This window comes from Skermanella rosea (genome assembly GCF_016806835.2).
Taxonomy (GTDB): domain Bacteria; phylum Pseudomonadota; class Alphaproteobacteria; order Azospirillales; family Azospirillaceae; genus Skermanella; species Skermanella rosea.
Genome location: NZ_CP086111.1, coordinates 5645228 through 5671661, shown reverse-complemented (window position 1 = coordinate 5671661; position 26434 = coordinate 5645228). Strand labels below are relative to the sequence as shown.

The following is a 26434-nucleotide window of genomic DNA, read 5'->3' as shown; positions in this document are numbered from 1 at the left end:
TTAGGGGGGCTCTGAATGACGACGAAGAAGACCGGCATGGCGCGCGGGCTGACCAGCTACGGCGACGCGGGCTTTTCCATGTTCCTGCGCAAGGCCTTCATCAAGGCCATGGGCTATTCCGATGACGCGCTGGAACGGCCGATCGTCGGCGTCGTCAACACCTACAGCGGCTACAACGCCTGCCACCGCACGGTGCCCGACCTGATCGAGGCGGTGAAGCGCGGCGTGATGCTGGCGGGCGCCCTGCCGGTCGATTTCCCGACCGTGTCGCTCCATGAATCCTTCGCCTATCCCACCAGCATGTTCCTCCGCAACCTGATGGCCATGGACACGGAGGAGATGATCCGGGCGCAGCCGATGGACGCCGTGGTGCTGATCGGCGGCTGCGACAAGACGGTCCCGGCCCAGCTGATGGCGGCGGCCAGCGCCGGCGTGCCGGCGATCCAGCTCGTCACCGGGCCGATGCTGACCGGCAGCCACCGGGGCGAGCGGGTCGGCGCCTGCACCGACTGCCGCCGCTTCTGGGCGCGGTACCGCGCGGACGAGATCGACGCCGCCGAGATCGCGGAGGTCAACGACCGGCTGGCTCCCAGCGCCGGCACCTGCTCGGTCATGGGCACGGCCAGCACCATGGCGCTCGCGGTCGAGGCGCTGGGCATGATGCTGCCCGGCGGGGCCGCGATCCCGGCGGTCCTGTCGGAACGGCTGCGCCACGCGGAGGCGACCGGCACCGCCGCGGTCCGCCTCGCCCGCGACGGCATAACACCCGACCGGATCATGACGGAACGGGCGTTCGAGAACGCGCTCCGGGTGCTGCTGGCGACGGGAGGATCGACCAACGGGATCATCCACCTGACCGCCATGGCCGGGCGCCTGGGCATCCGCATCGACCTGGAGGGTTTCGACCGCATGGGCCGGGAGACGCCCGTCCTGGTCGATCTCAAGCCGTCCGGCCGCCACTATATGGAAGACCTGCACGATGCCGGCGGCCTCGCGGCGATCCTGCGGGAGCTGAAGCCGCTGCTGCACCTGGACTGCCCGACCGTGGCCGGAACGACCCTGGGCGAGGCGATCGACGCCGCACCCGGCCCGTGGCCGCAGGATGTCGTGCGCACCCTGGAAAACCCGATCCATCCCGAGGGCGGCATGGCCTTCCTGCGCGGCACGCTGGCGCCGGGCGGAGCCATCGTCAAGCAGTCGGCGGCGTCGCCCCGGCTGATGCGGCACACCGGGCGGGCCGTCGTCTTCGCCGGCGCCGCCGACTTGGCTGCCCGGATCGACGATCCCGACCTGGACGTGACCGCCGACGACATCCTGGTGCTCCAGAACATCGGCCCCAAGGGAGCCCCCGGCATGCCGGAGGCGGGATACCTGCCGATCCCGCGCAAGCTGGCCCGCCAGGGCGTCACCGACATGGTGCGGATCTCCGACGGGCGGATGAGCGGCACCGCGTCGGGCACCATCGTCCTGCACGTGACGCCGGAATCCGCGTCCGGCGGTCCGCTGGCCCTGGTCCGCACCGGCGACCGCATCCGCCTGGACGTTCCGGCGCGCCGCATCGACCTGCTGGTGGACGAGGCCGAACTGGCCGCCCGCACTCCCGTGCCGGTTCCCCATGCGCCGCCGGAGCGGGGCTACCGCAAGCTCTACCTGGACAGCGTGCTCCAGGCCGACGAGGGATGCGACTTCGACTTCCTCAGGCCGGAGCCCACGAGGACGATCCCCCCGCGTTCTTGACCGATGTTGTTCTTGACCGATGTCAATGCGGCGCTCCCGCTTTCCGCCGATGCTGGCGGAAAATAGCGGGAGGATGCCATGCCCGACGACGGGTCCGTCGCCATCGCGAGCAGCTCTGGGGAGGGCCGGACGCAGGCCGGCGAGATCATCGACGGCAACCAGGCCGCGGCCTCCGTCGCCTACCGGGCCAGCGAGGTCATCGCGATCTACCCCATAACCCCCGCCTCGCCCATGGGCGAACTGGCGGACGAGTGGGCGGCCAAGGGACGGCCCAACCTGTGGGGGCAGGTTCCCAAGGTGGTCGAGATGCAGTCGGAGGGCGGCGCCGCCGGGGCGATCCACGGCGCGCTCCAGGCCGGCGCGCTGGCGACCAGCTTCACGGCGTCCCAGGGCCTGCTGCTGATGATCCCCAACCTCTACAAGATCGCGGGCGAGCTGACGCCCTTCGTGCTCCATGTGGCGGCGCGCACCCTGGCGACCCATGCCCTGTCGATCTTCGGCGACCATTCCGACGTGATGGCCTGCCGCCAGACCGGCTTCGCCATGCTGGCGTCCTCCACCGTGCAGGAGGCGCAGGACATGGCCCTGGTCGCCCATGCCGCGACCCTGGAATCCCGTATCCCCTTCATCCATTTCTTCGACGGGTTCCGCACCTCCCACGAGCTGAACCGGGTGGCCCCGCTGGACGACGACCAGATCCGGGGCCTGCTGGACGGGGAGGGGATCGACGCCCTGCGCCGGCGGGCGCTGAGCCCCGACCACCCCGTGATCCGCGGCACCGCGCAGAACGCGGATGTCTTCTTCCAGGCGCGCGAGGCCTGCAATCCGTTCTACGAAGCCTGCCCCGGCATCGTCCGCGGCGTCCTGGACCGCTTCGCGGCGCTGACCGGCCGGCGCTACGCCCCGTTCGACTATGACGGCGCGCCGGACGCCGAGCGGGTCGTGGTCGCCATGGGGTCGGGCGCCCGGACGGTGCGGGAAACCGCGCTCTGGCTGGCGGCGCGCGGCCACAAGGTCGGCGCGCTGACCGTGCGGCTCTACCGGCCCTTCGACACCGCCGGCTTCCTGGCGGCACTGCCGAGGACGGTCCGCGCGGTCGCGGTGCTGGACCGGACCAAGGAGCCGGGCTCCGTCGGCGAACCCCTGTTCCTCGACGTGGTCGCGGCGCTGGCCGACGCTCCGGCGGAGTCCTCGGCCCGTCCCCTGGTGATCGGCGGGCGCTACGGGTTGTCGTCCAAGGAGTTCACGCCCGGCATGGCCGCGGCGGTGTTCGAGGAACTGACCAGGCCGCAGCCGAAGCGGCGATTCACCGTCGGCATCACCGACGACGTGAGTCATTCCTCGCTGGCGTTCGATCCCGATCTCGACATCGAGCCGCCCGACACCATGCGGGCGGTGTTCTTCGGCCTGGGCTCGGACGGGACGGTCGGCGCCAACAAGAATTCGCTGAAGATCATCGCGGAGCATACGGGCGCCCATGCCCAGGGCTATTTCGTCTATGACAGCCGCAAGGCCGGCGCCACCACCGTCTCCCACCTGCGTTTCGGCCGACACCCGGTCAACGCTCCCTGGCTGATCCGCAAGGCCGGCTTCGTCGCCTGCCACCACGCTCCCCTGCTGGAGCGGGCGGAGGTCCTGGAACTGGCCGCTCCGGGCGCCCAGGTGCTGCTGAACCTTCCCGGCACCCCGGAGGAGGTCTGGGCCCGGCTGCCGCGCGAGGTCCAGGAACTGGCGATCGAGCGGTCCTTGCGGCTCCACGCGATCGACGCCAGCCGGGTCGCCCGGGAGGCGGGGCTGGGGCGCCGCATCAACACCATCATGCAGACCTGCTTCTTCGCCCTGTCCGAGGTGATGCCGCGCGACGAGGCGATCGCCGAGATCCGCGCCGCGATCGAGAAGACCTATGGCCGCCGCAGCGAGGAGATGGTCCGGCGCAACAATGCCGCCGTGGACGAGGCGCTGGCCCATCTGGTGCCGGTCCCGGTTCCCGCCCGGCCCACCGGCCTTCCCCGGCCGCCGGCGGTTCCCGGCGACGCGCCGGACTTCGTCCAAAGGGTCACGGCGCTGATGCTCGCCGGGCACGGCGACCGGCTGCCGGTCAGCGCCTTCCCGGTCGACGGGACCTGGCCGCTGGGCACCACGCGCTACGAGAAGCGCATGATCGCGACCGAGATCCCGATCTGGAACGCCGAGCTGTGCATCCAGTGCAACAAGTGCGCGATGGTCTGCCCGCACGCCGCGATCCGGGTCAAGGCCGCCGCACCCGCCGACCTGGCGGACGCCCCGGAAGGATTCGTGGCGCTCGACTATCGCGGCGACGAGTTCCAGGGGGCGAAGTACCTGCTCCAGGTGGCTCCCGACGACTGCACCGGCTGCACCCTGTGCGTCGAGGTCTGCCCGGCCAAGGACAAGGGCAATCCCCGGCGCAAGGCGCTGGAGATGAGGCCCGCCGACGCGGTGCGCCCGGCGGCCCGGCCGCTCTGGGACTATTTCCGGCAGGTGCTGGAAGCCCCGCGCGAGCGGGTGCCCCACAACGTCAAGCAGGTGCAGCTGTTCGAGCCGCTGTTCGAGTTCTCCGGCGCCTGCGCCGGCTGCGGCGAGACGCCCTATGTCAAGCTGCTGACCCAGCTGTTCGGTGACCGCGCAGTGATCGCCAACGCCACCGGCTGCTCGTCGATCTATGGCGGAAACCTGCCGACCACGCCTTATGCGACCAATGCCGACGGTCGCGGGCCGGCCTGGGCCAATTCCCTGTTCGAGGACAATGCCGAGTTCGGCTTCGGCATCCGGGTCGGGATCGACCAGCTGGCCGATCAGGCCAGGGCTCTGCTGCGCGGGCTGGGGCCTGACCTTCCCGAAGGGCTCGTGCAGGGCCTGCTGGCGGAAGGGCCTGCCGGGGAAGGCGCGCTCAAGGCCCGGCGGGAGGCCGTCCTGGAACTGCGCCGGCATCTGGCCGGGATCGCCGGCCCCGCCGCCCGGCGGCTGGAGCTTCTGGCCGATTATCTCGCGCCCAAGTCGGTCTGGATCGTCGGCGGCGACGGCTGGGCCTACGACATCGGCTATGGCGGCCTGGACCATGTCCTGTCCTCGGACCGGGACGTGAACGTGCTGGTGCTGGACACGGAGGTCTATTCGAATACCGGCGGCCAGCAGTCCAAGGCGACGCCGCTCGGCGCCTCGGCCAAGTTCGCCATGGCCGGCCGGGCGGTCGGCAAGAAGGACCTGGGCATGCTGGCGATGGCTTACGGCCATGTCTATGTCGCCCATGTCGCGTTCGGCGCCAAGGACGCGCAGACGGTCAAGGCCTTCATGGAGGCCGAATCCTATCCCGGCCCGTCCCTGGTCATCGCCTACAGCCCCTGCGTCGCCCACGGCTACGACCTGTGCCACCAGCTCGACCAGCAGAAGCTGGCGGTCGACAGCGGACACTGGCCGCTGTTCCGCTACGACCCGCGCCGCTTGGCGGCCGGGCAACCGCCGCTTCAGCTGGACAGCGGCCCGCCCAAGGCTCGGCTGGCCGACTTCATGGCCAACGAGACCCGCTTCGGCGTCGTCCGGCGTGACGACCCCGAGCGGTTCCGGCGGCTGCTCAAGGCTGCGGAGACCGAGAACAGGCTGCGCCTGGACCTTTACCGCCACATGGCGGGGTTCGTCGAGCCGGCGGCCGACTGACCACTCATCGAGGGGAGGGGAGCGATCATGGACCTGCGCACGCGCTATCTCGGCTTCGAGCTGCCCCATCCGATCATGCCGGGCGCGTCGCCCCTGGTCGACGACCTGGACATGGTCCGTCGGCTGGAGGATGCCGGGGCCTCCGCCATCGTCATGCATTCCCTGTTCGAGGAACAGATCTCCGGCGAGCAGCTCGCGGCCGTCCATGCGGCGGAGCGTCCCGCCGACAGCTTCGCGGAGGCGCTGAGCTACCTGCCCCCGCTCGACGGTTTCGCGCTGGGTCCCGAGGGCTATCTGGAGCAGATCCGCCGGATCAAGGGCGCGGTCGGTGTGCCGGTGATCGCCTCGCTGAACGGCGTCAGCCGGTCGGGCTGGATCCGTTACGCCAAGCTGATGGAGGAGGCCGGCGCCGACGCGCTGGAACTGAACGTCTATGCCGTCGCGGCCGATCCCAACGAACCCGGGCAGGTGGTCGAGGACCGGCTGGTCGGCGTCGCCGTCGCCGTCCGCCGCGCGGTCGCGATCCCGGTCGCGGTGAAGCTGTCGCCGTTCTTCTCCAGCGTCGCCGCGGTCGTCCGCCGGCTGGAGGATGTCGGGATCGACGGGGTGGTGCTGTTCAACCGCTTCTACCAGCCCGATATCGATATCGAGGCGCTGGAGGTGACGCCGCGGGTCCAGCTTTCCGACCCGTCGGAACTGCTGCTGCGCCTGCACTGGCTGGCGATCCTGTCCGGCCGGATCAGGCCCGCGCTGGCGGCGTCGGGCGGGGTCCATCGGGTGGAGGACGTGGTCAAGGCGGTGATGGCCGGCGCCCACGCCGTGCAGACCGTGTCGGCGCTGCTGCGCCACGGGCCGGAGCACCTGACGGTGCTGAAAGACGGCTTGCGCCGCTGGATGGAGGAGCGCGACTACGCCTCCCTGGAGCAGATGCAGGGCAGCATGAACCTGCGGCGCTGCCCCGATCCGGCGGCCTTCGAGCGGGCGAACTACATGCGCGTGCTCCAGGGCTGGCGGGCCGACGGATAGTTGCCCCGCCCAAGCCGCAGGCGGGAGAGGCCCTGGCTTGGAGACCGGCATCGCGAGGGCGCCGTGACTGGTACGGGTGTCTCCTATGATCTCCGGATGAGCAGGAACGTCATAGGCCTTCGCGCCAGGACCGGACCGAGGGACTACTATCGAGAGTTGCATTAAGCCCCATGATCGTTGCCTGAAGGTAAGGATATGGATTCTGCCCTTCCGTTTTCTGGATGATTCATCGCGAGCCATAATAGGAAACGAAGCAGGAAACGCACCCTTTCGCTTATTGCAAGAAAAGTTATGCAGAGAGACTGTGGCGCGAGACGTCTGCGCTAAGTAAATACCCAAAGACAACAAGTAATAATCCAAGTTATGACATAATACGTAAGTCATAATATCCCGATATTAAGGTCTTATTCATGTTTCCGCGCCAACATCATTAGGCGGCAGAAAGTCGCTTCAATCCAAAACGTGAGGCTCGGATGGCCAACTCAGTCAATACCAACATCGGGGCGATGGTTGCCCTGAAGAACCTGAACAGCGTCAGCGACTCCCTGTCGTCGACGCAGAAACGCATCAGCACCGGCCTGAACGTTGCCGACGCCTATGACGACGGCGCGTCCTACGCCGTCGCGGAAGGCATCCGCAGCGACGTCAAGGCGATCGGCGCCGTGAACGAGCGTCTCGCTGTCGGCAAGGGAATGATCGACGTCGCCGTCAAGGCCGGCGAAAACATCTCCAAGTCGCTCCAGGACGTCCGCGTCGTCCTCACCAAGCTGTCCGACGAAGCTCTGAACGCTACCGACCGTGCGAACTACAATGCACAGTATACGACCCTGAAGGAAGACATCGACAACTTCATCAAGGATGCGAAGTACAACGGTGTCAACCTGATCGACAGCACGACCGGCCAGAAGATCATCTCTAACGTCGATGGCGGCAACATCGAGGTGAAGGCGAAGGATCTCAAGACCGACGTGCTGGACAAGCTTACCGCTGTGACGAATGCCACCGAAGCCGCCGCCCTGATCGCGGATGGCGCCGGCGTCGACGATGCCATGACCGAACTCGGCACGGGGATGAACCAGTTGGCTGCCGACAGCCGCCGGGTCACCAACCAGATCGGGTTCAACAACGCGATCGCCGACGCGACCAACACCGGCCTGGGCGCCATCGTTGACGCCGACCTCGCCAAGGAAAGTGCCCGCCTGCAGTCGCTGCAGGTCAAGCAGCAGCTTTCCAGCCAGGCGCTGTCGATCGCCAACCAGTCGCCGCAGTCGCTGCTGGGCCTGTTCCGTTAAGGTCGCCCCCGCCCTTTCCGGGCTCCGGTCCGGAAAGGGCGGATGCGAACTCCCGACGTTCTCGGCGCGCTTGGCGGTATTCCTTTCTCCCCACTCGAAACCATCACCGGAAGCGGTTCAGAACGGACGTGGCAATGAACACGAATCTGAAGGCCTATAAACAGGCGGCGATGATGAAGACGGATTATCGCTCGCAGGAGGCCAATCTTTTCAAGCGCGTGACTTTCGGCCTGATCGAGGGCAAGGCGAACCCGGATGGAATAGGGCTCGTCAGGGCAGCGTCGGACAACAGGCTGCTCTGGCAGACCGTCGTCAACCTGCTGCGGGACGATCAGAACCGCCTGCCGGCTCCGCTCCGCGCCCAGATCATCTCCATCGGGCAGACCGTCATCCGCGAGATCGACGAGAACGCGACCGGCAAGCTGGACGTCGACTTCCTCATCGACATCAATACCCAGATGATCGAGGGGCTCGCAGCCCAGGGCGAGGCGCCACCGATGGCAGCCGGACCTCAGAGCGAGCGCCGCGGCGCGTAAGGGGATCGTTCCACCTTCGGGAGCCGGACCATGTCCAACAGCATCGTCTTCTACAAAATGCCGGCCCTGGCGGCCTATCAGCTGGCCCTCAAGCAGAGCGACACGGCACTGGAGAAGATGGCTGCCCGGAAGGATGTCAAGGCCGAGGTGAACTACTTCCGCGACAAGATCCAGAGCGTCAAGTCGGTCGAGGATCTGTTCAAGGATCGCCGACTGACGCAATTCGTCCTCGATGCGGTGGATCTCGGCAAGGAAACGGACAAGATGGGCCTGATCAAGAAGGCCCTGACCCAGAAGGCCGAGGACTCCGACGCCCTGATGAACAGGCTGACGGACAAGCGCTACAAGGTGGCCGCCAGCCTGCTCCAGTTCGGCGAGAAGGGACTCGGGCAGATCCAGCGGGAAAGCACCAAGAACGACCTGGCCGAACTCTACGTCAAGAGCAGGTACAACGACGGACTGTCCACCCAGAACTCGGCGGTTCCCCTGGCCCTGTACCTGAAGGACAATGCATCAAGCGTCAAGAACGCCTACGACATCCTCGGCGACCAGCGCCTGCGCCACGTCGTGACGACAGCGCTGGGCCTGCCCCTGGAGATTGCCAACCAGTCGGTCGAGGCGCAGGCCGCCGCGATCGAGAAACGCCTGAAGGTCTCCGACCTGGGCGATCCGAAATTCGTCGACAAAATGGCCAAGCGCTTCCTGATGCTCTCCGACGACACGTCCGTGTCGGCCGGTCCGGAGCAGTGGAAACTGAACCTTTTTGCCTGAACGCCGCCTTGTCCGCCGGACGGTTCGGTCCGGACCTGGAGAGAATCGATGCTTGCCGAGACAACCCTGCAAGAACCGGCCGCTTCCGTCGAACCGGCGGAGTTGAAGCAGCGCGCGACCCTCCTGCGGGCCAGTGGCGGCCCGGAGGAGACCCGCACCCTGGTCGACGCGGTCCAGGATCTGGCGACCGCCGTGATGTCCAGGCCCCATGACTGGGAACTGCTCAACGGCTTCGCCGTCCATCTCCAGAAATTGCAGATGTTCGACGAGGCGGTCGTCTTCCATGTGAAGGCGATCAACAATTCGGAGCGGGAACAGCATCCCCAGCTCTACGTGAACCTGGGCCTCGCGATGCGGGGGCAGGGAAGCCACGAGGCCGCGGTCGAACTGTTCGAAACCGTCCTGGCGGCCCACCCCGACATGGTCGATGCGGCGGTAAACCTGTCGAGCACGCTGAATTTCCTGAAGGATTTCGGGCGCAGCATCGAGGTCTGCCGGCGCACCCTGGCCTTGGTCGAGGCGCCGGAACTGTACCACAACATAGGCAACGCCCTGCACCGCAGTCCCGGGCGCGGCGCCGAAGCCGCGGCGGCGTTCGAGCGGGCCGTCGAATTGGACCCGACGAATTCCCGGTCGAAGCACATGCTGGCATTGCTGCGGAACGAGGCGATGGACACCGTTCCGCCCGAGTTCGTGGCGGGGCTGTTCGACGATTACGCCAGCCATTTCGAAACCGACCTGATCGAGAAGCTGCGATACCGCGTGCCGGGCCTCGTCCGCCGCTACCTGCTGAAGGCCGCTTCCGGCCGGCCGCGTTTCGCGTCCGTCCTCGATCTCGGCTGCGGGACCGGCTTGGTCGGCCTCATGCTGCGCGACGTCGCCGACTTCCAGAAGGGCGTCGACATCTCCCGCAACATGCTGGCCAAGGCGCTGGAGAAGCGTGTCTACGACCAGATCGAGGCCGTCAACCTGCAGGAGTCTCTGGGCGAGATCGACCGCGCCTATTCGGTCGCGGTCGCCGCCGACGTGTGCGGCTATATCGGCCGGCTCGACGGGTTCGTCGCCAAGGTCTCCGACGTCTTGGAAGATGGCGGCCTGTTCGTCTTCTCGGTCGAGGAGTGTTTCCTTGACGACTTTGAGGTTTCCACAGCGGGCCGCTTCGCCCACCGCAGGTCCTATGTCGAGAAAGCTCTGGCCGACGCCGGCTTCGAGGTGTTGACCGCCGCCCGCGAGCAGCTCCGCGTCAACGCCGGCCGGCCGGTGTTCGGTACGATCTTCGTCGCGCGGAAGCCGGCCTGAGGCACCCAACCTGCCGGACCGTCCGCACCGCATCCAGAACCGAGTGAGCAAGAAAGATGGCGCTTCGATACTCCGTCAAAAAAGGTGAAGTCCTGTATATCGAAGGCGTCCGGATGCAGTTCGTCGACAGTTCGGAGATATTGCTGCTCGACCAGTGCGACATCCTGCCGGAGCGGATGACCATCAGGGACCCTGGCTCGCTCACCATGCTCCAGACCTTCTACTATGCGATCCAGGAAACCTACATAAAGCACCGCAGCTCCCGGGAAGGGCAGCACGGGGACATCCTGAGGATCTGGCATAACGTGAAGGAGCATCTGCGCAAGGCAGGCTCACGGCACACCGCTGGTTTCGACGTCGATGCCATCGAGCCGCTGCTGGATCAGAAGAACTATTACAGGCTCCTGAAGATGCTCTGGAAGGTCATCGATCTGGAAACCCCGGACTTCTGGACGAACAACTCCGAACATGTCCGGCAAAGCGAGAACTACGTGAAGAGCTTCCAGCCCAGGCACGTGAGAAGATAACGCATCCCGGCGCCCCCGGCCCCGTCAATGGGCCATCAGGACGGGGATGCGGACCGGGTTGTCCAGCACGTGGCGGGTCGTGCCGCCCAGGACCATCTCGCGGAAACGGCTGTGGCCGTAAGCGCCCATGACCAGCAGGCCGGCGCCCAGGTCGAGGGCGCGCTGGGTCAGCACCTGGCCCATCGGCTCTTCCTCGACCCTCGGCAGCCTGTCGATGGCGGCATCGATGCCGTGCCAAGCCAGATACTCGGCAAGGTCCACGGCACCGTCGATCTGCCGGCGGAAGTCCTCCTGCACCAGGATCAGGATCCTGGGCGCGCGGGTCAGCAGCGGCATTGCGCTGATGACCGCGTGCGTCGCTTCGGCGCTGTCGTTCCAGGCGATGGCGACGGCCTTGCCGAGGGTCTCGTCGAGCGGCACCGCGGGGGCCAGCAGGAGCGGCCGTCCCGCGTCGAACAGCACCGCGTCGCGCGCCCTGGCCAGGGCGCCCGGGGCGGAGCGGTCGGACTGCGGGACGACGGTCAGGTCGGCGCACCGGGCGATCCTCGCCAGGGTCCGCTCGACATTCCCCAGTTTTCTGTGGAAACAGGCGCTCGCCTGCCCGCGGTCCGTGCCGGGCGCCTCGGCCGGCGGCAGCCCGGCCGCCTGCCGGACACGGTCGAAGCACCGCTCGGCCTCGCGCCCGGCGGCCGCCACGGCCGCTTCCCTCTCCCGGATCATCTCGTCGATGAACTCGGGCGGAACCGCCTCGCCCATGATCGGGATGCTCGCGGCCGGGTCCGTGGCCAGGAAGACCGCTTCGACATGGGCGCCCACCATCCGGGCCATGTTTAACGCCAGCGCCAGCGAGGTCCGGTCGGACGGCCGGCCGTCCAGCGGTGCCAGGATCTTCCTGATCATGGAGCCCCCTCCCGTCACGTAGGCGGATGGAGCGCCGGCTCGTGCCGCTTCACGTCCAGCCGCTGGCGCCTGACATGGTCCTCCAGCCGCCGGACGGCCGCGTCGAAAGCGGCCCTGAGGGCGGCGTAGGCGTTCTCGTGGACGCCGTCGGCGACCAATTCCCCGCCCGGAACGGTCATGCCGACCGTCACCTGGTAGAGGTTTCCCTGCTGGCGGTTTCCATGGGGCCGCTCCACGACCACGTGGCACGCCACGATATGCTCGCAGAAACGATCCAGCTTCGCGGCCTTTTCGCCGATGCGCGCTTCCAGCGCCGGCGACGGATCCAGGTTCTTGAAGGTGATCTTGAGTGGTGTCTTCATTTGATCCGCCTCAGGGTTGGCCCATGGCCGGGACTGGAGGGAAGCGGGAGGGAAGCGGGCTACGAGCCCGAAACCTCGATCCTGCGCGCCGGCCGCGAGGCCTCCTCGGTCTTTGGCAGCGTGACGGTAAGCACGCCGTCCTTCATCGCCGCGGCGATCCTGTCCTGATCGACCGTTTCCGGGATGGGAAAGGAGCGCTGGAACGAGCCGTAGCGCCGTTCGGAGAGGTGGAGCTGCTTTTCCGTTTTCTCCTTTTCCTCCCGTTTCTCGCCCTTCACGGTCAGCATCCGGCCGCTGACGCTGATCTCGAGGTCCTTCTGGTCGATGCCGGGAAGTTCCAGCGTGACCACGTATTCCTTCTCCTTCTCGGCGACCTCCGCGGTGGGCACCGCTCCCGAGAGCGCGGATTCGAACCGGCGGAAAGGCTCGAAATCCATCAGGCGCGTGCGGAAGGGGCTGCGCATCATGCCGGCCGAGAAATCGTCGAACAGGCGATCGATCTCGTCACGCAGGCTCAGCAGGGGGTGTCCGGCACGTTCGGCCGCAGCCTTGTTCCCGGTCGCCGCGGACCCGGTTTCGGGCGTCCCGGCCGATTTGTCCCGGATGCTGGTCATGGCTCGATCCTCCTGAGGTTCAGGACTGTTTCTTGATTGGCGGGACCTCGGTGTCGCCGCACGGAAAAGATTGCCGCGGCGCCGGCCGGCGTGCCTTAACCTGGATCAAGCGTGCCTGTTTTCCCGACCGTCAGCACGGCGGCCCCCGTGACGGCGCCGGACCGGAGCGCCGCCACGGCCTCGTTGGCCCGCTCCAGCGGATATTCCGTCACCCGCGTCCGGACCGGCACCCGGGGAGCCAGCGCCAGGAACTCCTCCCCGTCGCGCCGGGTCAGGTTGGCGACGGACCGGACGACCCGCTCGCCCCACAGGATCCCGTAGGGAAAGGACGGGATGTCGCTCATGTGGATGCCGGCGCACACCACGGTGCCGCCCTTGGCCACGGCCCGCAGCGCCAGCGGCACCAGCGGCCCCGACGGGGCGAACAGGATCGCGGCGTCGAGCTGCCCGGGGGCCGGCTCGTCCGACCCGCCGGCCCAGGCCGCGCCCAGCTCGCGCGCCAAGTCCTGGGCGCCCCGGTCGCCCGGCCGGGTGAAGGCGAAGACCTCGCGTCCCTGGTGGCGGGCGACCTGGGCCACGATGTGGGCGGCGGCGCCGAAGCCGTAGAGCCCCAGGCGGGCCGCGTCCCCGGCCATGCGGAGCGCCCGGTAGCCGATCAGGCCGGCGCACATCAGGGGCGCCGCTTCGGCGTCCGTATAGGAGGGGTCGATCGGGAAGCAGTAGCGGGCGTCGGCCACCGTCAGCTCGGCATAGCCGCCGTCGATCTGGTAGCCGGTGTAGCGGGCCCGGTCGCACAGGTTCTCGCGGCCGGACAGGCACCAGACGCAGGTGCCGCAGCTCCATCCGAGCCACGGCACCCCCACCCGGTCGCCCGGAGCGAACCGCTCCACGCCGGACCCGACCTCGACCACCGAGCCGATGATCTCGTGGCCGGGGACCAGCGGCAGGACGGGGTCCGGCAACTCCCCGTCGATCACGTGCAGGTCCGTGCGGCAGACCGCGCAGGCATGCACCCGGATCAGGATCCGGCCCGGCCCGGGGACGGGGTCGGGCCGGTCCGTCGGAACCAGCAGGCCGCCGGGGCGCTGCAGAACCATTGCCTTCATGGGGGGCGCTTTCGTGGCTCGTGTCCTGTCGGACGCCATCCTGCCCGATCGCCGGGGGACCCCCCTTAACCTGGGTCAAGACACCTGCGCCAGGATTGCCCGCCCCCGGCCCCCGGGCCGCCGCTCAGGCGGCGACGGCCGGCTTCAGCCCGCCCGTGATCGCCTCGAACGCCGCCCTGAAGCGCGGGTCCTCCATGTCCTGGGCGGCGAAGCGGACATGCAGCGCGCCGCCGTCGCCGTCCAGCACGTCGAACCGCACCCGGACGCCGCGGCGGTCCAGCACCAGGGCGCCCTGGGCGCCGACGCGGATGCCGGAGACGCCGGCGATCATCGCCCCGCCTTCCGACAGGTTCGCGATCCTGGCGGTCCGCCGGTCCGACCCGAACTCGACCGAGCAGGGTTCGTCCACGTCGAAGCGCACGTCGCGCCGCCGGTTCGCCTCGACGGTGGAGGTGCGGACGACCCGGACCAGCACCCGGCGGAGATCGTCGATGCTGACCGCGACCTCGCCGGAGCCGGCCTTCACCTGGGCCGCCTGCTCGCCCGTCTGGACCACCTCGCTCGAAACCTCGGAGATCCGGACCGAAACCTCGTGGGCGGCCACCGTGGTCTCGGCGACGTTGCGGCTGATCTCCTGGGTCGCCGCCGCCTGCTCCTCCATGGCGGCGGCGATCGCCCCGGACACCCGGTCGATCTCGCCGATCGTCTGCCCGATCTCCGCGACGGCGCTGACGGCGGTCGCGGTCACGCTCTGGATCTCGTTGATCTGGCGGGTGATCTCCTCGGTCGAACGCGCCGTCTGGTTGGCCAGGTTCTTGACCTCCTGGGCCACCACGGCGAAGCCCTTGCCGGCCTCCCCGGCGCGCGCCGCCTCGATCGTCGCGTTCAGCGCCAGCAGGTTGGTCTGGCCGGCGATGGCGCTGATCAGCTTGGCGACCTCGTCGATCTTGCCGACCGCCTGGGACAGCGAGCTGATCGTCGCCTGGGTGCGCTCGCCGCTCTCCACCGCGCGCCGCGTCACCGCGCCCGAATGGGCCACCTGGCTGGTGATCTCCCGGATCGAGGCTGCCAGCTCCTCGGTCGCGGCGGCGACCGTCTGGGCATTGGCGAGCGCCTGGTTGGCGGCCGCGGCCACGGTGCGGGAGCTGGCGCCGACCCGTTCCGCCGACTCCGCCATGCCCTGGGCGTCCCGCGCCATGCCGCCGGTATGGACGGCGACCCGTTCGACCGCCGAGCGGGCTTCCCGCTCCACCGTCTCCGCCATCGCCTTGAGCGCCGCGGTCCTGGTCTCCGCCTCGGCTTCGGCGTAGGTCTCCAGCAGCAGTTCCAGGTCGAGCCAGGCCAGCTTGGTCAGCGCGTTGCGCAACGCCAGCTTGCGGGCCGCGTCGCCGGACCGGAGCAGCGAGCCGAGACCGTTCCCCCCGGCCTCAAGCCCCAGCTCCTCGATGATGCCGGTGATCACGACGTTGTGGCAGACGGCGACCGCGTAGCCGGGCACGCCGTTCTCGTAGAAGGTCCGGGCGAGCTGCGTCGCCGACCGCATGAAGTCGTCGTCGATCCGGCCGGACACGGCGCGGACCCAGTGCTGCACCCGGACGGCATGGACGGCTGGGTTGGCCAGCGCGGACTGGATCTCGGGCCAGGCGGCGAAACGGGATTGCCACTGCAGCAGCAGTGCCGGCAGCCGCTGTTCGGCAAAGGATCCCTGCTCACGGACCAGATCGATGTCGGCCTGGGTCAGCCGGAAGACGGCAAGGCGCCTGGATTGGCTGTCCGACGCAAGCCGCGAATGATTACTGTCGTCTACGCTCATAAAGTCCTCTGGATTCGATGAGAAGCGTTCCCCTGCCGAAGCCAGGATATGGTCAAGTGATGAAGTATTTATTGAAGCCATTACTTTAGATTGCATGGTAAAGACTTAGGTCGGGTTTCATAGGTTCCTGGTTTCAACGCCCCGGATCTGCCTATTACCAAGTATATAACAAAGGTTTTTCCCTTTCGAAGTAACCTGCCAGTAGGATCGGGAAAGGAAATACTAAAATCGTTTTGTAGAGACCGGCCTATGACAAGCCAACTGCAGAGGTTCATCTCCTTCGCATTCGCAGCAGCCGATCTGCTGATCGAGGTGGGGCCTCGCGGCGAGATTCGTTTTGCCCTTGGCGCCGCCTTGACCCTGACGGACCGGCGCGACGATGAGTTGATCGGCAGGAACTGGCTCGACCTGTTCGACCCGGCGGACCGGAGGTCCGTCCGCGACCTCGCGGCGGCGCTGGGGCCGCAGGGGCGCTCCGGGCCGCTGGAGGTGCGCATGGCGGCCGCCGGCCCGAGCCCGGGAACCGGGCAGGGACCGGCCCGGCGCGCGTCGCTCAGCGCCTGCCGGCTTGCGGGCCCGCAGGAATCGCTGTCCTGCGTGCTGACGGCGCTTCCGGCTGCCGGCGATCCCGGCGCCGATCTCGCCGACATCGACGACTTCGTCGAGGCCGCCCGCCGGGCGGGCGGGGAGGGCGCCAACATGACGCTGGTCGAGGCGCCCGGGCTGGTCGGCCTGGCGCAGAGCGACCCGGCCATGTGCAGCACCCTGGTACAGCGGATCAGCGCGCTGCTGCAGGACTCGGCGGTCGACGGCAATGCCGCGGCACGACTGGGCGAGGCGCGCTTCGGCGTCACCCACAGGGGCGGCGAGACCATCCTGCGCAAGGGCCTGGCCGACATCACGGCGGAAGGGGCCCGCAACGGCATCGACCTGGGGTTCAGCACCCATGACATGGCGCTCGGCGGCGGGCTGGGGCGGGACGAACTGCTCCAGGCGGTCCGCTTCGCGGTGAACCGGTTCTCCTCCCTGGGCTCGTCCGCCGCGCTGCCCGGATCGGTGACCCAGGCGTTCGAGCAGATGGTCGATACCGCGATCCAGCGGATGAACGACTTCGCGACGGTCGTGCGGGAGGAGAAGTTCGACCTGTCCTTCCAGCCGATCGTCGCCTTCGCCACCGGGGCGCTGCACCATTTCGAGGTCCTGGCCCGCTTCACCGACGGCACCAGCCCGTTCGAGAACGTCCAGTTCGCCGAGGAGATCGGCGTCATCGAGAAGTTCGATTTCGCCGTCTGCACCCGGTCGGTCTCGGCGATGCGGGCCAGGGACCGGGAGCCGGGGGCCGCGCCGCTTCGCCTGGCGGTCAACCTTTCCGGCCAGTCGCTGGAGAACGCGGTGTTCATCCGGCTGCTGCTGGCGCTTCTGGACGAGAACCGGGACCTTGCCGGCCGGCTCTCGCTGGAGATCACGGAGAGTGCCCGGCTGCGGGACCTCGCCCGGGCCGAGCGGGTGATCCAGGAGGTCAGGCGGCGCGGTTTCGCCGTCTATCTCGACGATTTCGGGGCCGGCGCCGCCTCGTTCCAGTATCTCCAGGCGCTGACCATCAACGGGGTCAAGATCGACGGCTCCTACATCAAGCGGATCGGCGGCTCGCGGCGCGACGACACCCTGCTGCGCGGGCTCGTCCGGCTGTGCGCCGACCTGGAGATCGAGACCGTCGGCGAGATGGTGGAGACCGCCGGGCAGAGCGAATTCCTCCGCGCCATCGGCGTCATCCTGGGCCAGGGATGGCTGTTCGGCAAGGCGACGCCGACTCCGGTCTGGACGCCGAAGCCGCTGGAGCCGGTGGCGCCGCCCCGGCTGCGCGGCCGGCGCCAGGGCGTCGTGGAAAGCTGGAGCTGAGGGCGAAAGCCGGCATTTCCCTTAACCTGAACATAAGAGTATGCACGCTAAGATTTCTAATGAATTGCCGGGGAGCGGGCTGGAGAATGATCGGAAACCGGGCGAAGGGAACGCCGCGCCGATCCGCGCACGGGACGGGAAGGTTCGGGTCCGATGCAGGCCCCGTCCTCTGACCTGAAGACGGCCGCCGGTTCCGCCGATGCGGGTCCCGGAATGGTGCTGCCGACGGCGGAGGAGATCGCGACCCTGCCGGCCAGGACCATCGAGCGGATCCACCGCTATTCGGCCGAGCTGCCGCCGTCCCCCGCCCGCGCGGCGCTGGAGGACGCGCTTCGTCCCCGCCTGCGGGCGACCCGGCCGCCCAAGGTGCTCACGCCCATGCGGCTGTTCTGCCTGCCGTTCGAGGATCTCCTGACCGACCGGAACCCCCGGGTGCGGCCGGCCGGGCTGATTCCCCGCCGCATCCTGATGCCGTTCTGGCGGCTGCTGACCAGGCCCGCGACCATCCCCGGCCTGCTGCGCGGCCCGACCGACGAGTTCCCGCTGCCGCTCCGGCCGGACCGCGACGCGCTCGATCATCCCCTGTTCGAGGCGGGCCGCGGGACCCTGTCGGCGATGCGCGCCGCGGCGGTGGGAAACCCCGCCATCGCCAACGTGGGCAAGCGCATCCATCCCGACATCTGGGACATCGTTCCGGAGATGGATCTGGCGCTCGGCCTGCGCTTCGATCTCTGGCGCATCCGCCAGGACCTCGCCCGGGGCCGCATCGACCCGGCGGTGTCGGAGTTCCTGCGCGCCGCCGGCGGCGACGCGCTCGCCATGCATGTCATGCTGCTCTCCCTGGCGCGTTCCCCGGTATCCCGCGGCGCCTTCCCCGATCTCGCCACCGCGCTCGGCCGCCACCGGTCCAAGGAGGTCGCCCGCATCCTGTCCGACATCGTGCGCTGCACCGCCGACGACGCCCGCCAGGACATCGGGCTGGAGACCGCCGAGGAGGCGGCCCGCGACCTGGACCCCGCGGCGCTGGCCCGGGGCCTCCGTCCGGCCGCCGAACGGCTCGCCGTGCTGCGCGCCCAGCCCATGGGCCGCAACGGGACCGCCGCCGCCGAACGGCTGGGCGAAGACCTCGAGGCGGCGGTCCGCGACAGGCTGATCCCCAACGTGGAGGAGATGATCGAGCGCCTTCCCGCCATGCCCCGGACCCAGGACGAATCGGAGTTCGTCGCCGCCCTGGCCTCGGCGGTCGAGATGCTGTCGGTCGGCCGGGACGTCTGCGCCGGCGCCGGCTTCGCGGACATGACCGCCGTCCCGGTAGAGCGCCTGATGGCGGCGACCCGGCGCCGGATCGCCGCCCTGGCGCGCCCCGTCCCCAAGGGCGATCCCGGTGCCGGCGCCTCTTCCGGTACCGGCGCCGCCGCGCCGCCCGACCCGGCGCTGGCCGACCGCGCGCTCCGGGTGGCGGCGCGGGCGGCCCACGCCTTCGAGCAGCTCTGCCCCCAGGAAAGCGTCCTGACCTTCCTCCAGACCGCCTTCGTCGATGCGACCGGCCGGCCGGCCCCCCGCACGCGGGAGGCCTTCCTGTCGGAGATCGTCCGGTCCTGCTGCGCCCCGGTGCGGAGCGGGTAAGCGCCCCTCCACGTGCGGTTGCCCGATCGCAAGCAATTCTTCAATCCCTCGGGTGCATCATCGCCCGGCATCCTTCCGTGGAGAGTCGACCACCATGAACGAGACCGTGCCGCCGTTCACGACACGCCTGTCCGGCGATCATGTGCCGGCCACCTTCGAGGAGCGCGGCGCCACGGTACCGTTCCAGAAGCCGGACCTCGCCAACGCCCGCGTCAGGCGGGCGGCCCAGGGCGAGTTGGAGGTGCTGGTCCACGGCTTCTCCGGTGGGCGCGGCGTCTATATCCTGCCGTGGCGGGCGCTTCCCGACGTCCTGCGCCTGAACCTCCACGACCTGACCCTCCACGCCGAGGTGCTGACCACCCAGGCGGTCACGCCCGAGCGGATCCAGGTCGCGGCCTACCGGGTCGCCCGGAGCGGCCTCGCCGGCGAAACCATGCTCCAGGACGCCGACGACCTGCTGGCCGAGCGTGCCCAGGTCGCGACGGTGACCGCCTTCCACCTGCTGCGCCGCCTGATCCCGTCGCGCGGGCTGACCGTCAACGGCTATCCCATAACGCCGCTGCTGCTGGCCACGCCCGCGGGCAAGGCCGCCGCGCGCGCCGCCCTCCAGCCCGAGACCCTGTTCGACCGGATCCAGAAGGCGGCCTCCCTGGCCCTGCCGCTCGGCGTCGATGCGGAGGACGGCCGCGGTCCGCTCCGCGCCCTGGCCGGCCGCGTCCGCGACTTCGCCGCCCGAATCGAGGGCATCGGCGGCGACGCGGCCGTGCTGATCGCCGACGTGGCCCGGCTGACCGTGGCGATCGGCGACGACCTGATCCGGCAGGCCGACGCCATGATGGCGGAGCCCGGCCCCCTCCTGGACGACTGGGACGCCCGCAGCCCCGCCCTCAGGCAGGCGGTCGAGCGCCTGGCCTGGCTGCTCGACGGCTGGCAGCCGGTCTGCGACCTCTGGGGCAACTGGCCGGGCTCCACCGCCGACCCCGCCCTGGCCCTGACCACGCTCCGCATCCTCCCCCTGGTCCCGAAGGACGAATGCGGCCGCTTCCACGCCGACGCCGCCAGCCTCCACCGCCGCCAGACCACCGTCTTCAGCGCCTTGCAGGAAGAGGGGTGAAGGGAGAAGGGGCGGGCGATATCCTGAGCGGAAGCGGGTTCACGCCCGCCGCTCCAGCAGACGCAGAAAGCTGCGCAGCTCGCTTGTGCGCTTTTTCTCATCGGTGATCTCGTCGTCGATCCCGATCCGCCAGGCAATGTCCCTGCGTGCAGCGTCGTCGTGCAGGTCGTCGAGCAAAGCTGCGTAATGCTCGATGGCCACGCGATCCCTTGCCATGTCCTGCGCGATCAGGTCGTCCGCCTGCCGGCGAAGGGATGCGGCGATCTCGGCGATCGTCAGCTCGGGATGATACTGTACGCCCCAGAACATCCCGTTCTGCGACCTGATCTCCGCGGCCTCGATCGGCGTGCTCTTCGTACTTGCCAGGACGACGCCGCCTTCCGGCATGGTGTCGATGACGCTGAAATGCATGGCCGGAGCGTCCCAGACGATCGGCCGCCCCTGCAGGAGCGGATGATCGCGCCCGGCTTCCGTTGCCGTGATCCCTCGCGCGAATCCGGCCTCCATCGTCGTTTCGCGCGGCTTGCACGTCCCTCCCGCCGCGACGGCCGCGATCTGCAGACCGGCGCATGACCCGAACGCGGGCGTTCCGGACTCGAACACGTCCGTCGCGAAACGAGCGGCCGAACGACTTTCCCCGGTATCCTCGTGCATCTGGATCGGGGAGCCGGCGAAGAAGATGCCGTCATATCGACGAAGCTCGGGGATCGAAGGCGTTCTCGATCCATCGACACAGGACGCGAAGTCGATGGAAGCGCCCTCGGCGAGCGAGCGCACGGTCGATGCATAGGTCTCGTGCGACGCAGCCCCGACGGATTTGCGGCGCGCTTCGGCTTGATCCGGCGTTTCGCTGGCGACGATCAGGAGGTGAAGGGGCACGGTTATCCTATCTTCTGGCTACGGCGGACTTTCGACAGGCAAACCGGCGCCACGCCAAAAGGTGCGCCGGCACCGGTTGTTACGGGACGCTGGACTGGGCAATCCGCAGCGGCTTTCCGGATGATCCTCCGGGAGGCCGTGGTCCGGATCCTGGGCAAGCAGGCTTGATTCCCCGGAAAGCCCGATAGGCGACCCGGCTAACGATCTGGAGCGGCGAGCATGAATTTCGAATCACTGTTGCGCTTTGGGCTGAGGTGTCCTCAGCCTCGGTCCCACGCGACCCGCGACGTCGCAGGCCCTGTGTACCCATTAGATGATTATGCGCTTGCTGAAAATCAAAAGGGCTTAGCTGGTTGCCAGCTAAGCCCTTGAATTCGATGGCGGACCCGATACGATTCGAACGTACGACCTCTGCCTTCGGAGGGCAGGATGCATGTTGATGTTCGTATGATATTCGTTAAATTTTCATGTTCCGTTCGTTGATAGATGAAGTCCGGAATGATTGATTTGCGTTCGTTGCGGGATGTTACGGGGATTGGCGGGTGCTATCTTAGCGCCTTCACTGCACTCGATAGATAGTCTGGCGAGTGATGGCCGTAGACGCGCCTGATTGTCTCCTCGCTGGTCCCGGTCCAGCCGGCGACTTCCCACAGCGGCACTCCAGCACCCAGCAGATACGTAATGGCCGAATGCTTCAGCAAGTGGCTGAACACATTTCCGAGCCCGGCCGCGCGGCCGGCTGTTGCCAGCGCCTTCTTGGGATCACGGATCGGGCTACCTTCGAACTCGATCACGTATTGCACGGTCCGACGCCGCGCCAGCTTCAGGAATGTCATCAGCCGGTCCGGGATTGGGATGGTGCTCCGGCGCTTCTTAGTGCGCCGCGCGCTCCCTTGGAAGTCGATTACGCCGCGTTCCAGGTCTACCCATCCGCCCACGGTGTTCGGTTGCCATTGGAGTTCTAGGATTGCACTCCGTCGCGCGCCCGTGTAGAAGGCAATAAGAATATAGAGCGTCAAGTGCGTGCGGCCGCGCGCCGATTTTCGAGCCGTCCATAGAAGCCGAGCTATGTCCGACCTGGATAGGTGTCGATCACGTGGCACGCCTTTCTCTGGCAGCCAGACCGCTGGCGGGTCGATCAGGTAACCTTCGCGATGACAGTGTTTCAGGGCGGCACTGAGCATCACCAACTCGCGCCGCACGGTATCATCCGACAGGGTGCGCGCCGGTGGTGGGAGCCTGCCCCGCGCCGTCTGCTCGGTTACACGTTTGGCCTCGCGCGCCGCAAAATGATCACGGCGAAATCGCATGTACCGGCGCACCGTCTCACCCTTGATGTCGCTGACCTTTAGCGCTGCCCAGTACGGCAGCAGCGCGTCGATTGCGAAGCCGATGCGGGCTGGGGCCGCTGTTTGCGGAGCATGCTCGCGGCCATAGATGTCGAGCACGTCTGCGACACTCATCTGATCGGCACGGAGGGAGCCGGCGGTTTGGTTGACGACTTTGGCAGCGTTGGCGCGTTCTTCGAGGAAGGCGCGGAAGCACCCTTCAGCAAAGCCGATGTCTGACGTGCCCGTGCTGCGCTCGCACTTTCTACCAGCGTCTGACCAGACGATATAGAAGCGGTACTCGGTGAATCCACGCTTGGCTTTGGCACCGAATCGGGTGTCTGGGCCGTACAGTTCGAGACGCGGGCCTTTGTTGGCGCGGGGCATTTTGCTTGCTCCAGATAAGTAATGATATCAGCGCCAGTCACCAGCACGGCACGACCGATTTTGCATGCATTGAGTTTGCCTGTGGCGATAGCCTCCCGCAAAGAGCGCGTTTTGATGCTGGAGTGAATCAAAGGCGCTGCTTCGGCTAGGCTGTAGATACGATCCGGATCAATCTGCCTAGCCATCAGGATATCTTCCTTACCACTATAAGGCGTGCTCTGAAGCCGCTCACAATACGTAATTTGATCCCGATGCCCTCATACAGCGAGCGGCTTCGTAGACCGCATTCCGATCGGTCTGTTTTGATCTTAATGCCGGACGGCTGTGTCCGCATTTTATTCTCCGCTCGATCATTAAAAGGTCTGGGTGAAAGGCCTCTACAGGCCGACGGCTGCTCATCTGTGAACAAACATGGCCGATATGGGAGGTCGTTGGGACAAGACTATTTTGCACTCACAGGAGACTCAATCAAGATTAGTGGGAACCTGTTAAGCAATATGTTCGAGAAATTGTTAAAAAAACGTTAACTTACACTTTACAAAAAACAACTTGACAGTGATGACGCAAGTTGTAATTACGTATTTGTTGGCTGAATTAATATTTATGAATTTTTTGCATGATCGATCGGCAAAATTAGAATATTCAGGATGTTAATTATTTTATTATTTTCAAAAGGGATATCTATTTTCCGATTGTAATTTCTCACGGGGCTGGTCAGGCAGCGAGGGTGTTCTGGCTTGTCAGGGAGAGAGCGATTGCCTGATGGGCGGAGAAGCCGTCAGGGCTGTTCAGTTCTCGCTATGAGAGGCGATATGCGAGCACGTTGTCAAAGTTGAGCGCGTTGACATAGAGTTCGCGGGCGATGTTCTGGACGCCGTTTGAGATGGACCCCGTTGGTGAGACAATCGGGGTGGCGGGTTAAGCGAGAGTCCCGCAGGATCATTGCGCCGTGTCGATGCTGGGCATCAGTGTCGGCGGAGCCGCAGGGTAACCGCTATTTTTTCAATTTCCAAATCCTTGTTGTTGTTGATGCCGGTGGGCATGGGGGCGAAGGTGAGCATTTCCCCGGTTCCCGATCTTGCTCGGGAAGCGGGGGAAGCGGAACCGTTCGGCGCAGCCGATCGTCCCGATGTCCACGGGCATTGCATTTCGTAGATCTGCCGGGGTGTCCGGTAGCCATGCGCCTGATGAAGACGTTCCTCGTTGTAAAAGTTCAGCCAAGTGCCAATGCCCGCTTTGGCCTCAGCAACCGATGCGTATACGTGCAAGTACACGTTCTCGTATTTCGAGCTTCTCCACAGCCGCTCAACAAAGATGTTGTCCATGCACCGGCCCTTGCCGTCCATGCTGATCTTGATGGCGTGGGCCTTCAGCACGCCGGTGAAGTCGGTGCTGGTGAATTGACTGCCCTGATTGGTATTGAAGATCTCCGGTCGCCCGAACCGCCGCAGCGCTTCTTCCAGGGCATCGACACAGAAGTCGGCATGCAGCGTGTTCGAAATCCTCCAGGCCAGCACGGCCCGCGAGTGCCAGTCCATGATCGCCACCAGGTAGATGAAGCCCTTGGCCATCGGGATGTAGGTCACGTCGCTGCACCACACCTGGTTGGCGCGGTCGATGGTCAGGCCGCCGAGCAGGTAGGGATACTTGGCATGCTCGGGCGCCGCCTTGCTGGTGTTGGGGCGCTGGTAGATGGCGACCAGTCCCATCCGCCGCATCAGGCGCTGAACCCGCTTGCGGTTGACGGGAAAGCCCTGGGTGGCCAGCCACGCCGCCATACGACGCGAGCCGTAGAAGGGCCGCGCCAGGTACTGGCGGTCGATCAGCTCCATCAGCCGGAGATCGTCGGCGCTGACCGGAGCCGGACGGCGATAAACCGACGCCCGGCTGACGTCCAGCAGCTGGCACTGGCGGCTGACGGACAACGTGGGATGCGCGCGGTCGATCATCGCGCGACGCTCGGCCCGGTCTACTTGCCGAGCCTCCTGGCCAAAAAATCGTTCTCGACCTTCAGCTGGCCGATCTGGCGGTAGAGTTCGCCGACCTGGGTTTCGCTGATCTTGTCATCGCGGTCGCTGCCGCTCTCGAACACGCCGGCCGCGCCGTCGAGCAGCGCCTTCTTCCAGGCATGGATCTGGCTGGGACGGACACCATACTCGCCGGCCAGTTCGCCGACCGTCCGGTCACCCTTGATCGCCGCCAAGGCCACCTTCGCCTTGAAAGCTGCGCTGTGTTTCTGCCGAGACTGCTTCACTGTCTGGGCCGCATATAGGAGCAGGACTCTCACATACCCACCTGTCTCATTTTCGGGATCCACCTCACTGTTGAGTGGTCCGCTCGAGCCGACCAACGAGTGGTATGCCTTGGCGAAGATCGCGGGCATCAAGCTTTGCCAGGCTTACCGTCGTCAGCATGGTTGTGACTTCATCTCGGCGATGCCGACCAACCTGTATGGTCCCGGCGACAACTTCGATCCGATGAACAGCCACGTGGCTCCGGGACTGATGGCAAAGATCCATCGGGCGAAGCTGGAGGGTGCCGAAGCCGTGGAAATCTGGGGATCGGGAACCCCGCGCCGCGAGTTTCTCTATGTCGATGATCTGGCTGACGCCGTGGTGTTCCTGCTGCGCCATTATTCAGCGGAGTCGCCGATCAATGTGGGTACCGGCAAGGAGGTGATGATCCTGAGGCTGGCCGAGTTGCTGGCCGAGGTGATCGGATGGCACGGGCGGTTTCACTACGATCACAGCAAGCCGGACGGCACACCCCGGAAAATCCTCGATGTAGCAGCTCTCTCCGCACTCGGGTGGACAGCCAGGACCTCGCTACGTGATGGCCTGGAGGCGACCTATCAGTGGTACCAGCAGACCGGAGTTGAGAACGTGCGGGGTGCTGATAGGGTATCTCAACTACTTCGTAGGTGAGCAATTCGAAATCACGGTCTGATGATGTTGCTTCTCGCCGACTTCCTGTTGCGCCAAGCCTTCGAGCTATTCCGTGGATAATGTCCAAAGGTTTTCGGGCCAGCAGTAACAAGAAGCGTGCCAGCATCTGAAGCCAGCAGTGATCCGCCAACCGCATCAGCAGGCATGAAAGCCAGTTCCGGCCAGGGGGCTGCATCAGGATGCCGAGAACGCAGTGCTCTGCTCGCGGCCTACTGGTTCTCAGCCGCTTGCCGCTCGGTCAGAAGGGCGGATCTACATTGCTGGTATGTGGATGTCGGAGTGGTGGTTAGGCAGTATACGTGGTCCTCCACAGCCGTCTGCAGACATGCTGAGCTTTCGGACCGATGCTGGCCGCACCAGGACGTGGCGATCTCTTTGGGCGTGTTGAGCGGTGCGTCCGATGCGCAGCCAGATACAAGCACAAAGGTGATGCCAATGAAGAAACGCCGCACGAACTCCTCCTTACTTTACTTTAGGTGGCGCGACTGACGCCATGTACTATGTAACTCTTCAGTAACACGTCAAGGCGCGGATAATCTACTGCCCAATGAGGCGCTTTCAGGCAAGGCCATGAGGTCGCAGTCGGAACATGTCGGCTCCA

19 protein-coding genes and 1 pseudogene are annotated in these 26434 nt (G+C 66.6%); 12 read left to right on the top strand and 8 right to left on the bottom strand.

What is annotated here, in order from left to right:
• Positions 1-15 precede the first annotated feature (15 nt).
• The 8 genes from JL101_RS26480 (at position 16) to JL101_RS26445 (ending at position 10860) form a co-directional block, all read left to right on the top strand.
• Entirely contained in the window at positions 16-1737 is a 1722-nt protein-coding gene (locus JL101_RS26480) for an IlvD/Edd family dehydratase (RefSeq protein ID WP_203098265.1), read from the top strand.
• A gap of 78 nt (positions 1738-1815) precedes the next feature.
• Positions 1816-5409 carry a pyruvate:ferredoxin (flavodoxin) oxidoreductase gene (gene nifJ, locus JL101_RS26475; RefSeq protein ID WP_203098266.1) on the top strand — a complete coding sequence of 1198 codons (3594 nt, stop codon included), beginning with the start codon at positions 1816-1818 and terminating at the stop codon, positions 5407-5409.
• Between the two features lie 27 nt (positions 5410-5436).
• Positions 5437-6435, top strand: a complete 999-nt coding sequence (locus JL101_RS26470; RefSeq protein WP_203098267.1) for a dihydroorotate dehydrogenase-like protein — start codon at positions 5437-5439, stop codon at positions 6433-6435.
• Positions 6436-6908: 473 nt separating this feature from the next.
• On the top strand, positions 6909-7727 hold the full coding sequence (locus JL101_RS26465) for a flagellin (protein ID WP_203098268.1): 819 nt from the start codon (positions 6909-6911) through the stop codon (positions 7725-7727).
• A gap of 134 nt (positions 7728-7861) precedes the next feature.
• The gene (locus tag JL101_RS26460) at positions 7862-8263 is read left to right on the top strand and encodes a flagellar biosynthesis regulator FlaF (RefSeq protein ID WP_203098269.1); all 402 of its coding nucleotides are present in this window, start codon (positions 7862-7864) and stop codon (positions 8261-8263) included.
• 30 nt (positions 8264-8293) lie between these two features.
• The gene (locus tag JL101_RS26455; protein WP_203098270.1) at positions 8294-9034 is read left to right on the top strand and encodes a DUF1217 domain-containing protein; all 741 of its coding nucleotides are present in this window, start codon (positions 8294-8296) and stop codon (positions 9032-9034) included.
• Positions 9035-9082: 48 nt separating this feature from the next.
• The gene (locus JL101_RS26450; protein WP_203098271.1) at positions 9083-10333 is read left to right on the top strand and encodes a methyltransferase domain-containing protein; all 1251 of its coding nucleotides are present in this window, start codon (positions 9083-9085) and stop codon (positions 10331-10333) included.
• Positions 10334-10446: 113 nt separating this feature from the next.
• On the top strand, positions 10447-10860 hold the full coding sequence (locus JL101_RS26445; protein WP_407697364.1) for a flagellar biosynthesis repressor FlbT: 414 nt from the start codon (positions 10447-10449) through the stop codon (positions 10858-10860).
• A gap of 24 nt (positions 10861-10884) precedes the next feature.
• Here JL101_RS26445 and JL101_RS26440 read toward each other — a convergent pair whose 3' ends face one another.
• The 5 genes from JL101_RS26440 to JL101_RS26420 all read right to left on the bottom strand — a co-directional run bounded on the left by JL101_RS26440 (position 10885) and on the right by JL101_RS26420 (position 15655).
• Positions 10885-11760 carry a universal stress protein gene (locus JL101_RS26440; RefSeq protein WP_203098273.1) on the bottom strand — a complete coding sequence of 292 codons (876 nt, stop codon included), beginning with the start codon at positions 11758-11760 and terminating at the stop codon, positions 10885-10887.
• Positions 11761-11774: 14 nt separating this feature from the next.
• Entirely contained in the window at positions 11775-12122 is a 348-nt protein-coding gene (gene hpf, locus JL101_RS26435; RefSeq protein WP_203098274.1) for a ribosome hibernation-promoting factor, HPF/YfiA family, read from the bottom strand.
• A 59-nt stretch (positions 12123-12181) separates the two neighbouring features.
• Entirely contained in the window at positions 12182-12736 is a 555-nt protein-coding gene (locus tag JL101_RS26430; protein ID WP_203098275.1) for an Hsp20/alpha crystallin family protein, read from the bottom strand.
• Positions 12737-12831: 95 nt separating this feature from the next.
• Positions 12832-13842, bottom strand: coding sequence for a zinc-dependent alcohol dehydrogenase family protein (locus tag JL101_RS26425; RefSeq protein ID WP_203098276.1), 1011 nt, complete (start codon positions 13840-13842; stop codon positions 12832-12834).
• Between the two features lie 124 nt (positions 13843-13966).
• Entirely contained in the window at positions 13967-15655 is a 1689-nt protein-coding gene (locus tag JL101_RS26420) for a methyl-accepting chemotaxis protein (protein ID WP_203098277.1), read from the bottom strand.
• Positions 15656-15904: 249 nt separating this feature from the next.
• Between JL101_RS26420 and JL101_RS26415 the strand changes: the two genes are divergently transcribed.
• The 3 genes from JL101_RS26415 (at position 15905) to JL101_RS26405 (ending at position 20294) form a co-directional block, all read left to right on the top strand.
• A complete protein-coding gene (locus tag JL101_RS26415; protein WP_203098278.1) occupies positions 15905-17554 on the top strand; it encodes a sensor domain-containing phosphodiesterase in 1650 nt (549 codons plus the stop codon).
• Between the two features lie 153 nt (positions 17555-17707).
• Positions 17708-19180, top strand: a complete 1473-nt coding sequence (locus JL101_RS26410) for a hypothetical protein (RefSeq protein WP_203098279.1) — start codon at positions 17708-17710, stop codon at positions 19178-19180.
• A 94-nt stretch (positions 19181-19274) separates the two neighbouring features.
• A complete protein-coding gene (locus tag JL101_RS26405) occupies positions 19275-20294 on the top strand; it encodes a hypothetical protein (protein ID WP_203098280.1) in 1020 nt (339 codons plus the stop codon).
• Between the two features lie 39 nt (positions 20295-20333).
• On the opposite strand, the gene JL101_RS26400 is transcribed toward JL101_RS26405, so the two are convergent.
• The 3 genes and pseudogenes from JL101_RS26400 to JL101_RS26390 form a co-directional block, all read right to left on the bottom strand.
• Positions 20334-21173 carry a type 1 glutamine amidotransferase gene (locus tag JL101_RS26400; RefSeq protein ID WP_203098281.1) on the bottom strand — a complete coding sequence of 280 codons (840 nt, stop codon included), beginning with the start codon at positions 21171-21173 and terminating at the stop codon, positions 20334-20336.
• 545 nt (positions 21174-21718) lie between these two features.
• Positions 21719-22888 carry a tyrosine-type recombinase/integrase gene (locus tag JL101_RS26395; RefSeq protein ID WP_203098282.1) on the bottom strand — a complete coding sequence of 390 codons (1170 nt, stop codon included), beginning with the start codon at positions 22886-22888 and terminating at the stop codon, positions 21719-21721.
• A gap of 1151 nt (positions 22889-24039) precedes the next feature.
• Positions 24040-25142, bottom strand: a pseudogene (locus tag JL101_RS26390) (IS3 family transposase); the annotation flags it as partial.
• On the opposite strand from JL101_RS26390, the gene JL101_RS26385 reads away from it, so the two are divergent.
• Entirely contained in the window at positions 25078-25812 is a 735-nt protein-coding gene (locus tag JL101_RS26385) for an NAD-dependent epimerase/dehydratase family protein (protein ID WP_323374697.1), read from the top strand. The pseudogene JL101_RS26390 and the gene JL101_RS26385 overlap by 65 nt on opposite strands.
• Positions 25813-26434: the final 622 nt, after the last annotated feature.

What these genes read in the sequence shown, in the direction of transcription:
- JL101_RS26405 (WP_203098280.1), top strand. Translation starts at nt 19,275, where the DNA reads ATGAACGAGACCGTGCCGCCGTTCACGACACGCCTGTCCGGCGATCAT.
- JL101_RS26470 (WP_203098267.1), top strand. Translation starts at nt 5,437, where the DNA reads ATGGACCTGCGCACGCGCTATCTCGGCTTCGAGCTGCCCCATCCGATC.
- JL101_RS26415 (WP_203098278.1), top strand. Translation starts at nt 15,905, where the DNA reads ATGACAAGCCAACTGCAGAGGTTCATCTCCTTCGCATTCGCAGCAGCC.
- JL101_RS26440 (WP_203098273.1), bottom strand. Translation starts at nt 11,760, where the DNA reads ATGATCAGGAAGATCCTGGCACCGCTGGACGGCCGGCCGTCCGACCGG.
- JL101_RS26430 (WP_203098275.1), bottom strand. Translation starts at nt 12,736, where the DNA reads ATGACCAGCATCCGGGACAAATCGGCCGGGACGCCCGAAACCGGGTCC.
- JL101_RS26395 (WP_203098282.1), bottom strand. Translation starts at nt 22,888, where the DNA reads ATGCCCCGCGCCAACAAAGGCCCGCGTCTCGAACTGTACGGCCCAGAC.
- JL101_RS26480 (WP_203098265.1), top strand. Translation starts at nt 16, where the DNA reads ATGACGACGAAGAAGACCGGCATGGCGCGCGGGCTGACCAGCTACGGC.
- JL101_RS26425 (WP_203098276.1), bottom strand. Translation starts at nt 13,842, where the DNA reads ATGAAGGCAATGGTTCTGCAGCGCCCCGGCGGCCTGCTGGTTCCGACG.
- hpf (WP_203098274.1), bottom strand. Translation starts at nt 12,122, where the DNA reads ATGAAGACACCACTCAAGATCACCTTCAAGAACCTGGATCCGTCGCCG.
- nifJ (WP_203098266.1), top strand. Translation starts at nt 1,816, where the DNA reads ATGCCCGACGACGGGTCCGTCGCCATCGCGAGCAGCTCTGGGGAGGGC.
- JL101_RS26465 (WP_203098268.1), top strand. Translation starts at nt 6,909, where the DNA reads ATGGCCAACTCAGTCAATACCAACATCGGGGCGATGGTTGCCCTGAAG.
- JL101_RS26455 (WP_203098270.1), top strand. Translation starts at nt 8,294, where the DNA reads ATGTCCAACAGCATCGTCTTCTACAAAATGCCGGCCCTGGCGGCCTAT.
- JL101_RS26450 (WP_203098271.1), top strand. Translation starts at nt 9,083, where the DNA reads ATGCTTGCCGAGACAACCCTGCAAGAACCGGCCGCTTCCGTCGAACCG.
- JL101_RS26445 (WP_407697364.1), top strand. Translation starts at nt 10,447, where the DNA reads ATGCAGTTCGTCGACAGTTCGGAGATATTGCTGCTCGACCAGTGCGAC.
- JL101_RS26460 (WP_203098269.1), top strand. Translation starts at nt 7,862, where the DNA reads ATGAACACGAATCTGAAGGCCTATAAACAGGCGGCGATGATGAAGACG.
- JL101_RS26420 (WP_203098277.1), bottom strand. Translation starts at nt 15,655, where the DNA reads ATGAGCGTAGACGACAGTAATCATTCGCGGCTTGCGTCGGACAGCCAA.
- JL101_RS26410 (WP_203098279.1), top strand. Translation starts at nt 17,708, where the DNA reads ATGCAGGCCCCGTCCTCTGACCTGAAGACGGCCGCCGGTTCCGCCGAT.